The sequence below is a fragment of the Chromobacterium sp. CCUG 30098 genome (genome assembly GCF_059916605.1).
Genome location: NZ_JAUCGS010000009.1, coordinates 1 through 14,799, shown reverse-complemented (window position 1 = coordinate 14,799; position 14,799 = coordinate 1). Strand labels below are relative to the sequence as shown.

General features: G+C 67.8%; 4 protein-coding genes. 3 read left to right on the top strand and 1 reads right to left on the bottom strand.

Annotation, left to right across the window (positions count from 1 at the left end; all coding sequences use genetic code 11):
• Positions 1 to 5: 5 nt before the first annotated feature.
• The gene (locus QUG03_RS18390; RefSeq protein ID WP_500820626.1) at positions 6 to 7,178 is read right to left on the bottom strand and encodes a hypothetical protein; all 7,173 of its coding nucleotides are present in this window, start codon (positions 7,176 to 7,178) and stop codon (positions 6 to 8) included.
• A gap of 326 nt (positions 7,179 to 7,504) precedes the next feature.
• Between QUG03_RS18390 and QUG03_RS18385 the strand changes: the two genes are divergently transcribed.
• From QUG03_RS18385 to QUG03_RS18375, 3 genes are all read left to right on the top strand, one after another.
• A complete protein-coding gene (locus tag QUG03_RS18385) occupies positions 7,505 to 10,222 on the top strand; it encodes an MHYT domain-containing protein (protein ID WP_500820625.1) in 2,718 nt (905 codons plus the stop codon).
• A 425-nt stretch (positions 10,223 to 10,647) separates the two neighbouring features.
• Entirely contained in the window at positions 10,648 to 10,872 is a 225-nt protein-coding gene (locus QUG03_RS18380; protein ID WP_500820624.1) for an MbtH family protein, read from the top strand.
• A gap of 203 nt (positions 10,873 to 11,075) precedes the next feature.
• Positions 11,076 to 14,799, top strand: a 3,724-nt coding sequence (locus tag QUG03_RS18375; RefSeq protein WP_500820623.1) for an amino acid adenylation domain-containing protein, incomplete at its 3' end; no start/stop codon positions are given.

Here is a 14,799-nt window from a genome sequence, read left to right as displayed (position 1 = left end):
GCTCCTCAGAACTCTTCCCACGGCGCATGCGCCAGCGGTTCGTCGACGATCACAAAATCGGTGGGCGCGGCGCCCGCGCCATCGAGATAAGCCGCCTTGAAGACCTTGCGCTCCAGCGCCAGGCGCAGCCGCTGACCGCGCGCGCCCGCGCTCAGGCGGATCAGCGCGCGCTGATTGCCCGGCGCCCACAGCGTCTGGCTCACGCCGGCCGCATTGCCGGCCGCCGGGGTCAGATCCAGCCAGACTTGCTCGGTCATCTGCCAGCGTTTGCTGGGCGGCGTGTCGCCGCTGGGCTCCTCGCTGGGCAGCGGGCGGGTGCGGCGCATGGGCTCGGGGGCGTCTATCATCACCGCCACCGGCTGCGGCGTGGCCGCGGGGTTGGCCTGTTCCCAGAACACGACGACGCGCGGGTCCTTGGGCACCGGCATCGGCTCCAGCCCGGCGGCCATCATCGCCTGATCCAGCTCCGGTCCCTGCGGGTCCCGGCTGGCGAAGGCGGCGGTGGCGAAAATGCCCTGCATGGCCCCCGTCGGCGCGTAACGGTGCTCGGTCAGCACGCCCTGGAAGGCGGTGGCGAACGCGTCGAAGGTGCCGAAGGCGCCGGTTGAGAAATGCCGCCGCAGCACGCGCTCGCCCACGGCGTTCTTGGGCGCGCCCATGGGCACGGCTTCGATGTCCAGCACGTAGTCGGTGTAGGGTTCGAGCGGGATCGGGAGGGTCAGCTCGCTGTGGCGCGAGCGGTCGACATCCACCGGGATGCACGGCCCGAACTCTGCCAGCTTGTCCACCAGCGCGCCTTCGAACGGCGACATCACGCTCGCCTTCACATCGCCCAGCTTGGGCTGGATGCCGGCGCCGCCCCCGGCGGGATGGACGATGGGCACAGGATGCTCGATGCCCGGCACGTTCACCTGGGCGAACGAGGCGGCCTTCAGGCGCACGCGCAATTCCTTGCCGTAGGCCCCCCACAATTTGTCCACATCGTTGGTCCCGAACACCAGGCGCACGTGCTCCTCGCCAAAATAATGCGCTTCCCCGGCGGCCGGCAGCGTGCACAGCATCCACGGTTCCAGCGATTTGGGGCTGTTGGCGTCGGTGCGGAACCAGAAGTCCTGCGTCTGCGCGCCGCCGTCGGTTTCGTTGCCGGCTTTGTCGCGGGCGCGGATATGGACCGTGGTGCGCAAGTGGTACAGTTCGTCCGGCGCCAGCAAGGCCACGTCGCCGCTGGCGGCGCCCAGCAATTGCTCCAGCACGCCGCGGTTGCGCTGGGTCTGGCGTTGATCCCAGTCTTCGCGCGCGGCCTCGGCCCAGCGGGTGAACTCCAGCGCGGCCACGTAGTACGGCCGCCCGCTCACCTCGCGCTTCTTGGCCGCGGCCGGGTCCTTCGCGTGCGGCACGCCGATCTCGATGCGGTCCAGCTTCTCCGCCTTGTCCAGGTGGATCAGATACGGCACATAGCCCTGCGCCTGCATCAGCTGAGATTGCAGCACCACGTGGGACACCGGGTCCACCCACGGCCCGTTGGCGTCCGTCCAGCGCGGCGGCAGGCCGAGCAGGCCAAGCGCATCGGCGTTGCTCACCACGCGGCGGCCGATCTCGGCGCCGTTCACGTCCAGCAGACGCAGCACCAGGCCGCGCGCCGGCGTGGGGTTGGGCGGCAGTTCGCGCCGGGCCAGCAGCAGGATGCGGCCGTCGACGATGGCGCCGCAGCTCACCACGATCACATCGTCCAGCGGGCCTTGCTTGAAGCCGGCCTGCTCCAGTTGCGCGGCCACCTCGCCCGCGCGGCGCTTGTCGCCGAACACCACCGGCAGGCCGATGTCGTACAGCGGAGACGCCAGCAGACGGCTGTCGCAGCGGCGCGGCGGCACGGTGGCGGCGCCCGGCGCGGCGGCCGGCGGCGCCAGCGTGGCCAGGCCGGCGCTGATCTGCGTCAGCGCCGCGCGGTTGATGACGGTGCTGCTCGCCAGCTGGCGCACGGTGTCGGCAAACGCGACCGGGGCGACGTCAATGCGGTCGGTCCGGCGCAGCGCGATGGACGGCGCGGTGGCGGCTTCCAGCACCGCGCGCCCGACGGCGAGACGGCTGGCGAAACCCGACAGATTAAGCGGCGCGGCGACGCCCGCGGGCACGGTGGAGGACGGCAGTCCGGGCTTCTGGCGGCACGGCACTTGCGTGCCCGCGATGACGGCCGGCACGATGCCGCGCTGGCGGTCCAGCTGGCGCTGGCCAGTGCGCCAGCGTTCGCTCACCTCCAGCTCCAGGTCCGGCGCTTCCGAGCGCTTGGTCTTGTCCGGGTCCGGCCAGGCGATGCCGTCCACCTGCCAGCCGGTTTCCGACGGGCCGCTGGGCTCGTGCTCGAAGGTCCACAGCACGGCGGCGGCGGGCGCGGCGTCGTGGCAGACGGTGCCCCAGCGTTCGGTGATGTTTTCTTCCAGGAACTGGCTGCGCTCCAGCGCCTTGGGCGTGGGATTGGGCACCCAGTTCAGCAGGGATAGATTGGCGACGAGATTGCCTTCGGTGGGGTCGTTCAGCGTCCACCAGGTCGACGGCGTCGGCCCCGGACCGACCGCGACGCCGCCGTCGGCGCGCGTCAGCTCCACGGCGGTCACATCGTAACGGTAGGCGTAGTCGCCGCGCTTGACGAAGCCGTCGGCCGGCGCGCCGGGCGATCCGCCCGGCGTCTGGCCCAGAATCGTCAGCGCGTCGTCCACCGGGGTGGCCGACATCGTGATCACCGGAATGGCGTCTATGGGCACCACCGGCAAGGCCGGATTGTTGGCGGCCGGCTGCGCCGCGCCGCGCAGCGCGTCGCCGATTTTCGAATCAATGCCGCGGTCCACCCCGGTGCCCACCACCAGCGCGGGCGAACGGCTGACCAGGCTCACCGCCCGGACCAGCTCGGGCGCGGCCGGGATGATGGGGTTTTGCTCGCCGATGTGGAAATCGACGCAGCCTTTGATGCTGAAGAAGAACAGATCGATCTCGCCGCAGATCTCGCCGTCTATCCGCGAGATCTGCGAGCCGTCGGACTTGGTGCCGATCTGCACCGTCAGATCCGCCGACGCGCTGATGCTGATGATGAACAGGTGCAAGTCCCCGCGGACGTAGAGCAGGCCGCCCACGTAGAACGGGTCGAAGCCGAGCACCGCGTTGAAACCGGCGGTGGCGCGCAGATAAAGGTTGATCGAGGTGTTGCCCCAGGTGATGGACACCTCCAGGCCCACGGCCAAGCCCACGCCCGAGACCGCCGACAAGCCCTTGTACGCCGGGATGCCGTGCCCGGACACCATCACATAGCCCTGGCCGTCGAACACCTTGAGGATGTTGGCGTGGATGGGGCCCGGCAGCGGACGGTTCATGCTGTCGCTGCCCGGGAAGGTGCCCAGGTAGACGTGCCAGTCGCCGCCGTGATTGAGGTTGAAATACGCCTCGATCGGGATGGTGATCTGCACGATGGGGGTGATCTTGAAATCGATGGACAGCCCGATGGTCAGCGTGCCGCGGCCGAAGTCGAGATCGATCACGCACAGGAAGGTGCCTTCGGCGGTTTTGTCCTTGAGGTCCGGCAGCTTGGCCAGCAGATTGGCCTTGACCACCAGCAGCAGGCGCGGCCCCGGCAATTCCAGCAGGACCATCCCCTTGACGTTGAAGATGATGCCGCCTTCCATCGTGCCCAGGATGGCGCCCACGCCGAAGGCCCAATGGTCTATCTGCGGCTTCCACGCCTGAAGGTTGGTCGGATTGCCCTGGGCCCGGTCCTTGAGCCAGGTGAGCGCGGGCGTCAGCGAGGTGATGCCGTCCTCGTTGCGGGTGTAGTGCATGGCGAACAGGCCGAGGAAGCCGTAAATGCCGAAGCCAGACTGCGCCAGCGGTATCGCCACCGGCAGCTCCAGTTCCAGCGAGATCGCCACCGCCGTGGCCGGCCCGCCCAGGGCCGCCGGGATGTCGGACACCGCGATGCCCGCCGCCAGCCGCAGCTTGATGGGCACCAGCGATACGTCGATCTGCCCCTTGATCTCGAACGGGTTGGCGTTGATCTCCATATAGCCGCGCCCTTCTATGGTGCCCGGCACTTTCAGGCTGGCGGCGAAGGCGGTCAACTCCGGCGGACCCGCCGGGTCCACGGGAATGCGCACCCGCGCGCGTTCTATGGTGATCACGCCCAGGTTGACCGCGAAACCGAGATCCACTTCGAAGGTCAGCGGATTGGTCCGCGCGATGCGCGCGCCCAACACCTGGATGATCTGGCCCAGCGGGTCCGGCACGCGCACCGCGCCCGGCCCCGACAGGTCGATGGAATAGCCCTTGGACGAATCGAACATCGGCCGCAGCTGGAAGCGGTTGGCCGAGCCCGGCGGATAGCCCATCTGCAGGCCTATCGCCTTGTAGCGCACCGCCAGCGGCTTGTTGCGCGGAATCTCCAGCAGCTGGAAGCCGCCGATGGAGACATTGGCCGACACCGCCGTTTCCACGTCGAACAGCAGCGTGGAAACCCACTGCCCCGCTCGCGTCGTCACATGCAACTCGCCGCCGTACAGCACCACGCGCTCCACATTGAACAGACCCAGCTCCGCCAGCGTGATGGGCAGCGCGAGCGCGGCCCCGGTCAGCACCAGGGCGCCGACGTCGCCGTCGGCCGGATTGGCGGGCGCGGTGGCGGCCAGCAGCGGCGTGAACACCGTGGTCATGCCCAGCACGTTGCGGCCGGTGCTGGGGGCTTGCAGCGGCTGGCCGGCCAGCTGCCCCGTCATCACCAGGCCGTCGCGGTCGTTGGGATCGGCGCCCAGGTAAAGCTTGACCTCGTCGGTCTGGCTGGCCGGATCGCGCTGGTAGAGGATCTGGTAATTGACGATGCCGTCCGACGGGTTCTGGCTGCCCAGGCCCTGGAAGGTGGGGATGTCGCCCTGGGCGACGCCGCCGTTGCGCAGCCGCTGTTCGGCCGCGGTTTCAAAATCGATCGACCCGCTCAATTCAATGGCGACGAACTGATCGCGCACGATGCGCACCTTGAGCGCGGCGGAGCGGAACCAGTCCGGCGGCGGCGGCGTGGCGGGCGCGGGATCCCGCGTGGGGATGGTGGGCGGCGGCGGCGGCGGGGCCGCCGGCCGCGTGGCGTCGCCCTGGGTGACGGTGCCCGGCAAGGCGATGGGCCCGAAGCCGCCGATGCTCGCCTTCCACCACAGATTGCGCGCGCCGGAATGCGTCTGCCAGTCCGCGGTCCAGGCCGGCGGCGGCTCCGCCGCGCCGATGTCGGGCGGGTCCAGCGTCAGCGTAAAGCTGGGGATGCGCAGATTGGCGTCCGGATTGGCCGCCTCCGCGCTCAGGATCTGCTGCAGCGCCCGCGCGCGGCGGCGCGAGAGCAGGTAGTTGTACTTGGCCTTGGCCACATTGCCTTCGAAGCTGGCCACGCCGGTCAGCGTCAGCGCGGCGGCGGAAATGCGTTTGAGCGCCGCGCGGTACTGCTGCATGAACGGCGTCGCCGGCGGCGTCCAGACGGCGCTGCCGCTCGGGTCCACCGCCGGCGAGCTGTTGGTGTTGTCGGGGATCAGCGCGTAGTCGGCCGGATCGCTGTCATTGGGGTGATCGAAGCGGTAGTAGCAGGTGATGCCGGTCACGGAGCCGCTGCTCAGCTCCGCGCGTATCGCCCGGGTTTGCCCGGCGGACACCGGGATCGTCACCGTGGCGCCGGGGCTCTGCGCCGCGCCGTCCACGGTCCAGGCCGTGGCCGGATTGGCCGGGTTGAGGCTGACGGTGACGGAGCTCGCGTCCTGACGGACGAGCAGCAGCTCGGGCGTGGTCTGCGGCTGCCCTTCCAGCGTGATGGAGGTGGTGCGCACCGTGGCCGGCTGGCCGGGCGCGGCGCCGGGCGCGGGCAGGCTCTGCGCGGCCTGCTCCCGCCGCGCGGTGATGGTGAGGGTGGCGCTTTTCTGCGGATTGGACGCGTCGGTGGCGGTGACGCCTATGCTCATGTCGGCGGCGCCGGACAGATCGATGTCGTGCACCAGGCCGTTATGCGCGCCGCCGCCGAAGCTCGCCTGCCCGACATAGGGCGCGCGGCCCCCCGTGATGTCGATCACCATGCGCGTGTGCGCGGGCAAGGACGCCTCGGCGGTGTGCTCGCCGGTGCGGCGGATGCCGATGGCGGCGCCGTCCGGCGTGAAAAAGCGCGCCGACACATTGAGCTGGCCTGCGCCCTGATTGATCACCATCAGCTCGAAATCGCCGGTCACGCCGCTGGATTGGCCGAAGCCGATCAGGAAGTTGCGCACCCCGGCGTCCACGGCGAAGTCCTGCATGCCGTTGGGGGCCACGAACAGGCGGATCTCCGGCAGATAAAGCCCGGTCCAGCTCTCGTCGAAGCCAAACTGGTCCAGCACCTCCGGCGGCGTGTAGCCGTCGGCCAGGTCCAGGGTGGCGGAGCGGAAGCCGAAGCCCACCACCTGCCCGTCGCCGACGAAGGCGTAAGGCGGGGTCATCGTGATCAGCTGCGCAGCGCCGATGTCGCCGGGATCGTCGATGCCGGTGACGCCCAGCGAGGCGATGGACACGTCCAGCACGGCGGCGGCGTCGCTGCCCTGCGCCAGGCGCAGCTTGATCTTGGGCAGGGTGAAGAAGACGTCGCTGCGCGAGGTGTCCGGCACCAGCAGGCCGTCGCTCTCCATCTTGGCCGGCTTGAGGAAAGGCGGCCGCAGCACGATGCCGGCCAGCACCAGGTCCAGCGTGAAGCCGGTGCCGGGATAATCCGACGGCGGCGCGTCGCCGGGAATCGGGTCCCAGGCGTTGAGCACCGCGCGCACCGGCGCGAAAGCGGCGTCGCCGCCGGGAATGCCGCCCACGCCGTTGGCGATGATGGCGCCCGCCGCCCGCGGCGCGGACAGGGCGAAGTCCACGTGGGTGTCGGTGATGTCGAACCAGGGATCGCGCCGGCCGGACTGGGAGCGGGGATGCCCCTCGGTGTTGGACGCCGCCGCGCGCAAGGTGCCGCTGGACGGATCGAAGCTGATCTCCACATCGCCGGAGAACCGCGCCACGCCGCGGATGACCGTGCCTTCGGAGCCAAACGCCGTCTCGAAGCTCTCCACATAGAGCACCGACAGCACGGCATGCCAATCCGTGTTCTCGCCCTTGAGCAGATAGGGGCGGAACAAATCCACGAGCGCAAGTTCGGTAACCATCATAACTTCCTTTCTTGGAAAGGAGTTAACGCGTCGGTTGGGCGCTAGAGACTGATCAGAAGAGCATAGACCACCGGCAGCACATATTCCATTAAGTTTGTGAATTCAATAGGATATGCGCAATGGCAAGCCCTGAAGCCGCTTGAAAGCGGCCAGCCAGGCCTCGCGGAGCGCCGCCGGCGGGACAGGGTTTCACGCGCAAAACGCGCGAAGAAGCCGGGAAGCCGGCCCGATTCCGTCGCCGGCGCCGCCATTGTCTATACCAAGGGTGAGTGCCCGCGCTTAAGTTGGCGCAGCGTTAAGAAGCCATTGAAAATGGGGAGGCCATGCTCGGATCGTTTTTTATCGACGCTTACCAGTCCTATCTGTTTTTGCCGACCCAATACAATCTGTGGCTGGTGGCGCTGTCCCTGCTGGTGGCCGTTTTCACCTCTTGTCTGGCGCTGCAGATCGCCGGCCTGGCCCGCGAGGCCAGCGACCGCTGGCTGCGCCGGGTCGCCCTCGCCACCGGCTCTTGCGCGATGGGCGGCGGCATCTGGGCGATGCATTTCGTCGGCATGCTGGCCTTCAGCGTTTGCAGCACGATCGAATACGCGCTGCTGCCCACCCTCTTGTCCATGCTGCCCGCCGTCGCCGCCTCCCTGATTGCCTTGCACTTGCTGTCTCAAGCCAAGGTTGACGGCAAGCAGTTGCTGATCAGCGGCGCGCTGGTGGGCGGCGGCATCGGCACCATGCACTACTCCGGCATGGCGGCGATGCGCATGACGCCGCTGCTGCGCTACGACCCCGCGTGGTTCGCCGTCTCTATCTTGCTCGCCGTCTTGCTGAGCACCCTGTCGCTCTGGATCCGCTTTGGGCTGGACAATAAGAAAATCGGCAAGGGAAAGATGACCTTGCTCAGCGGCGCGGTCATGGGGGTCGCCATTGCCGGCATGCATTATTTCGGCATGGAGGCCGCCCGCTTCATCGGCACGCCGGACCCGGCCTTCCGCAACGCCTTTGCCGACAACGCGAATCTGGCCGTCGCCATCGCCGTCACCGTGCTGGTGCTCGGCAACATCGTCTTCGTCGGCAATATGTTGCTGCGTTACCGCCCTTTGTATCAAAGAACGCTGAGCAATGAGTTGAAGCTGCAAGCCACCTTCAACACCTCGCTGGACGGCATCATCACCATTGACGAAAAGGGCCGCATCTTAAGCGCCAACCCCGCGGTGGAGCGGCTGTTTGGCTGGAAGGTGGACGAGTTGCTGGGCAAGAACATCAATCTGCTGATGCCGGAGCCCCACCATTCCAAACACGATCGTTTCCTTTCCGACTACAAGGAGACTCAGATCGCGAAGCTGATAGGCCGGGAACGCGAGGAGATGGCGCTCAAAAAGGACGGCGCCCAGTTCCCCATCCGCTTGTCTATAGGCAAGGTGCAGCTGCCCGAGCAGGTGATTTACGTCGGCTTCATCGGCGACATCAGCGAACGCCACCGCATCCAGCGGGAGCTGGAAGAGCGCGAGAGCCAGTTCCGCACCTTGATCGACAACATCCCCGGCGTCGCCTTCCGCAGCCACTGCCAGGAGCCCTGGAAAATCGTCTTCATCAGCGAAGACATCGAAAAACTATGCGGCTGGCCCGCAAAATCCTTTCTGGACGGCCGCATTCAGCTGCTGGACGTCATTCACCCGGAAGACAAGGAGAGAGTGCGCGGAACCATCCGCCACGCCTTGGAACAGCGGCAGCTCTATGTCGTCGAGTACCGCCTGCTCTGCCTGAACCAGCAGGAATGCTGGGTATTGGAGAGCGCCCGCGGCGTCTACGACGAGGGCGGCGCGCCGCTGTTGATCGACGGGGTGATCCTGGACATTTCGGAGAAGAAGGCGGCGGAGTTCGCCCTGATCGAGGCCAAGAACCGCGCGCTGTCGGCGGTCAAATCCAAAAGCGCCTTCCTGGCCAATATGAGCCATGAAATCAGGACGCCGATGAACGCGATCATCGGCTACACCGATGTGCTGCAGGACACCGAGCTGGACGACAGGCAGAAAGGCATGCTCAAAACCGTCAACCACTCAGCCAAAAGCTTGCTGGGCCTGCTCAACGACGTTCTCGACACGGCAAAGCTGGAGCAGAACGCGCTGGAGCTGGAGGAAGCGCCCTTCTCTTTGCGCGAGGTGGCGGAGCATGTGATCGACATTCTGCGGCTGAGCGCCAGCAAAAAGGGCATCACCCTGCAGTTGAAATACCCGGCCATTATTCAGCAGGCCTTTATCGGCGACGCCTTCCGGGTGCGGCAGATTCTGATGAATCTGGTAGGCAACGCGATCAAGTTCACCGCTCAGGGCGGGGTCTGGCTGACGGTGCTGTCTGCGCGGGAAAACGTGGTCGTCATCATCCGGGACAGCGGCATAGGCATGAGCCAGGAAACCCTGGCCAAACTGTTCGAGCCCTTCTCCCAGGCGGACGCCTCGACCACCCGCCGCTTTGGCGGCACCGGCCTCGGCACCACCATCGCCTTGCAGCTGGCGCAGAAGATGGGCGGCCGGATCGAGGTGCAAAGCGCGCTCAACAAGGGCTCCGTCTTTCAGGTTTACCTGCCCTTGCGCCCGGCGCCGCCGGACGCCCTGCCCTGCCTGGAGCCGCCCGACGCGGAGCGCGCGCCCAAACCGCCGTCCCCCCTGAACATCCTGGTGGCCGACGACGACGAGATCAATCTGGACATCGTCTCCATCCTGCTCAAGAAATACGGGCACCGGATCTATACCGCGGCCAACGGCAAAGAGGTCATCAACGCGTGGCAGCACCACGACATCGACCTCATCCTGATGGACATTCAGATGCCGGTGATGGACGGCATCACCGCCTGCAAATTCATCCGTCAGGTGGACCCCGACAGCGACAAGCGCGCGACGCCCATCATCGCCTTGACCGCCGGCGCGTTCCAGGAGGACCGCGAGGCGGCCATGGCCGCCGGCATGGACGGTTTCATGACCAAGCCCATAGACATCGGCCGGCTGCAGGATGAGATCGAACGCGTGATGAAGCGCTTGGCGGGCTAGCCGGCGAAGGCGAGAGCCGCAGCCGGGCCATGCCCTCCCGGGCGGGCTGGGCTTTTCCCCTGCCTTACCTTGCAACCATCCAGGCCTGCGCGGCTCGCGGAAGCTCAAGCGGATGAAACAGACGGAGCTCCCTTAGAACCTGTTCAAGGTCTGCTGCGCGTCGGCGATACGGCGTTAAAAACCAGCTCAAAATGCTCGTGTACCCCTCGCACATTCCGCTTTTTCGCCAGTTTTCGCCTTGTCTCGCCCTTGCTCGCGAGACTTTGAACAGGTTCTTGGATTTTGCCAGCGCCTCCCCCATAGCTCATTCACTGCGATATAGCCATATTTATTTAATGACATATTCATTTTTCATTGTTATGCTGTACAAATAATCCTGCGTTTTTGCGCAGGCAAAATTCATGAGAGTCACAGGGAGAAGTGTCATGGCGAACCCGTTCGACAACAAGGAAGGCGTTTTTTTCGCCCTGATCAATGATGAAGGCCAATACTCGCTGTGGCCCGAATTCGCGCCCGTTCCCGAGGGCTGGCAAACCCGTCTCGGCCCCTCCGACCGCCAGTCCTGTCTCGATCACATCGAGCAAAACTGGATAGACATGCGGCCCGCCAGCCTGGCCCGCGCTCAAGACGAGATGCTCTCCACCGGCTGACCCCCGCCCCGGCTCAAGGGGCGAAGCCGGGTCGCGTCCGCTTTCAAGACAAAGCGCGGCGCCTTTCTTCCCATTCCGCTGCGACGCGTTCGCCGCGGCCCCCCTTTCGCCGTCCCGCTCCACATCGAAAAAACGCCGGCCTGCCGCGCATGCGCGACAGCTTGCGGCTTCACGTCCTGCAGCAAGCCATCTTTAGGTGCGACATGAACGACAACGCCGTTTCTCCCTCCCGCGATCCGCATACCCAGGCCGCGTCGGCCGAAACCTTCGCCGCCCTGTTCGCCCGCAGCGCGGCGGACCACCCGGACGCCATTGCGCTGCGGCACGGCGCGCGCGCGCTCAGCTACCGCGAACTGGACAGCCAGGCCAACCGCCTGGCCCATTATCTGCGCGAGCTGGGCATAGATCGCGAAACGCCGGTGGGACTCTGCCTGGACCGCTCGCCCGAGCAGATCATCGCCATGCTGGCCGTCTTCAAGGCCGGCGGCGTCTATCTGCCGCTGGACCCCGACTATCCGCGCGCGAGACTGGCCTACATCCTCAACGACGCCATGCCGGCCGCCTTGCTGACGCGCGCCGCGCTGACCGAGCAGCTGCCGGCCCACTGGGCGCGGGTGGTGGAACTGGATACCGAGCAAGCGGCCTGGCAGGCGCAACCGGACCACCCGCCTCTGCGGCATGACTCGCCGGACCAGCTGGCCTATGTGATCTACACCTCGGGCTCCACCGGCCAGCCCAAGGGCGTGGCGGTCACCCACCGCGGCATCGGCGCGCTGGCGCGCGCCCAGAGCCGGCGCTTCGGCATCGCCCCCGGCGCCCGCGTGCTGCAGTTCGCCTCCTCCAGTTTCGACGCGGCCTTCTCCGAAATCGCCATGACCCTGCTCTCCGGCGCCTGCCTGGTCACCGCGCCGGCGGCGGAAGTAACGCCGGGCGCGGCGCTGGCGGACTTGCTCGCCCGCCAGCGGATCAGCCATCTGACGCTGCCGCCCAGCGCGCTGGCCCTCATGCCGGACGGCGGCATCCCGCAGGATTGCGGCCTGATCGTCGCCGGCGAGGCCTGCCCGGCGGCCCAGGTGCGGCGCTGGTCCGCCGGCCGAACCATGCTCAACGCCTACGGGCCCACCGAAGCCACCGTCTGCGCGACGATGAGCGGCCGGATGCGGGACGAGGCGCCCGCCGACATCGGCGCGCCGCTGCCCGGCGTCCAGGCTTACGTGCTGGACGACGCCCTGCGGCCGCTGCCGCCGGGCGTGGAAGGCGAGTTGTATCTTGCCGGCGACGGGCTGGCTCGCGGCTATCTGGGCCGGCCGGCGCTGAGCGCCGAGCGCTTCGTCGCCAACCCCTTCGGCCCCGCCGGCAGCCGCCTCTACCGCAGCGGCGACCTGGCGCGGCTGCGCGCCGACGGCGCGCTGGATTATCTGGGGCGAGCCGACGAACAGCTCAAGCTGCGCGGCTACCGCATCGAACCCGGCGAAATCGAACACCTGCTGACGCAGCAGGCCGGCGTGAGCCAGGCCGTGGTCCGCCTGCGCGAAGACCTGCCCGGCATCAAGCAACTGGTCGCCTACGTCGTTTCCCGCGCCGGCCTGCAAGCCGACGGCGCGGCCTTGCGCGCGGCGCTGGCCGAGCTGCTGCCCGACTACATGGTGCCGGCGGCGGTGGTGCCGCTGGAGCGTCTGCCGCTGACCCCCAACGGCAAGGTGGACAAACAGGCGCTGCCCGCGCCGGATTTCGAAAACGCCGACGCCGGCGAGGCGCGGGACTGGCTGGAGAAAACGCTGGCCAAGCTGTATGCGGAAGTGCTGGGGCTGTCCAGGGTGGGCCTGGGCCAGGGTTTCTTCGATCTGGGCGGCGACAGCATCAGCGCCATTCTGCTGGTCAGCCGCGCCCGCGCCCACGGCCTGCAATTCAGCCCGCAGGACGTGTTCGACCACCCCTGCATCGAGCGTCTGGCGCTCCGGGTCCGCCCGGTGGACGCCGACGCGGCGGCGGGTGAATTGCCGCCGCCCAGCGCCGCGGACCTGGAAAGCATCCGCGCCCGCTATCCGGCGGTCAGCGCGGTGCTGCCGCTGTCGCCGCTGCAGCGGGGCCTGCTGTTCCACCTGCTGTACGACGAAGGTCAAAGCGACGTCTACCTGATACAGATGGGCTTCCAGCTGGACGGCCCGCTGGACGCGGACAAGCTGCGGGCGGCCGCCGAAGGCTTGCTGCAACGCCATCACCATCTGCGCGCGGCCTTCTCCGCGGACGGGCTGGAGCAGCCGGCGCAAATCGTGCTGGAGCGCGTGGAGACGCCCTGGCGCGAGCTGGACCTGTCCGCGCATCAGGCCGATGAACAGCAGCGCGCCCTGGAACGGCTGCGCGCGGACGACTACGCCACCGGCGTGGACCCGGCGCGCGCGCCGCTGCTGCGCTTTACCTTGGTCAAGCTGGACGCGGAGCGCCACCAGCTGCTGTGGAGCTTCCACCACCTGCTGTTCGACGGCTGGTCGGTGCCGGTGCTGCTGCGCGAACTGTTCGCCCTCTACCGCGGCGACGCGCTGCCGCCCGCCATTCCCTACCGCGATTACCTGGCCTGGCTGCACACCCGCGACCGCGACGCCGCCAAGCGCCAATGGATCAAGCATCTGGCCGGGCTGGAACAGCCGGCGCGCCTGGCGCCCAGCGCGCAAAAAAGCCGGCATCTGCCGCGCAACCACAATGTGACGGCGGACCCGGCGGTCTACGCCGCGCTGGAGCGGCTGGCCCGCCGGCAAGGTCTCACCCTCAACACCTTGTTGCAAGCCGCCTGGGCCATTCTGCTCGCCCGCCTCTCCGCCTCAGACGACGTCGTTTTCGGCGTCACCGTCTCCGGACGTCCGCCGGAACTGCCCGGCGTCGAGCGCATGGTCGGCCTGCTGATCAACACCGTCCCGCTACGCCTGCGGCTGCAGCCCGAGGAAACCCTGACCGCCCTGCTGCAACGCCTGCAGGCCCAGCAGGCCGCGCTGATCGAGCATCAACACCTCAGCCTCGCCGAGATCCAGCAGGCGGCCGGCCTTGGCGATTTGTTCGACACCCTGCTGGTCTTTGAAAACTATCCGATCGCCGATGACGATCGCCGCGTGGACGACGCGCTGTCCATCGGCTATCTGGGCGGCCAGGGCGTAGACACCTCGCACTATCCGCTCAACCTGTGCGCCGTCCCCGGACCCGAACTCGAGCTGCGCTTCGGCTACCGGCCCGATCTCTTCTCCGCCGACGCCGTCGACGGCATCGCCCGGCAATTGCTGGAACTGCTGCGCCTGATCGCCGAACAGCCCGAGCTGCCGCTCGCCCGCATCCCGCCGGCCACGCCGGCCCAGCAAGACGCGCTCGCCGCCTGGAACTGCACCGACGCCCCGCTGCCCGCCGCCACCCTGACCCAGTTGCTGGAACGCCAGGCGGAACTCAGCCCCGACGCCGAGGCGCTGCGCTTCGACGAGGCCGCCCTCAGCTACCGCCAGCTGCACCAGCGCGCCAACCGCCTCGCCCGCCGCCTGCGCGCCGACGGCGTCGGCCCCGAGACCCTGGTCGCCGTCGCGCTGCCCCGCTCCATCGATCTGGTCGTGGCCCTGCTCGCCGTGCTCAAGGCCGGCGGCGCTTATCTGCCGCTCGATCTCGACTATCCGGCCGAGCGCATCGCCTTCATGCTGGCCGACGCCCAGCCCGCCGTGGTCCTGTCCCGCTCCGAGCTACTGACCAGCCTGCCGGTCGAACGCGCACTGTGTCTGGACCAACTCGACGAGACCCTGTCCGATGCGCCGCTGGAGCTCCCCGGCGACGACAGGCATCCGGCCTACGTCATCTACACCTCCGGCTCCACCGGCCGCCCCAAGGGCGCCGTCAACAGCCATCGCGCCATCGTCAACCGTCTGCTGTGGATGCAGCACGCCTACCCGCTGGCCG

Excerpts from the sequence above, each read along its gene's own strand:
- QUG03_RS18390 (WP_500820626.1), bottom strand. The coding sequence starts at position 7,178 with ATGGTTACCGAACTTGCGCTCGTGGATTTGTTCCGCCCCTATCTGCTC.
- QUG03_RS18385 (WP_500820625.1), top strand. The coding sequence starts at position 7,505 with ATGCTCGGATCGTTTTTTATCGACGCTTACCAGTCCTATCTGTTTTTG.
- QUG03_RS18380 (WP_500820624.1), top strand. The coding sequence starts at position 10,648 with ATGGCGAACCCGTTCGACAACAAGGAAGGCGTTTTTTTCGCCCTGATC.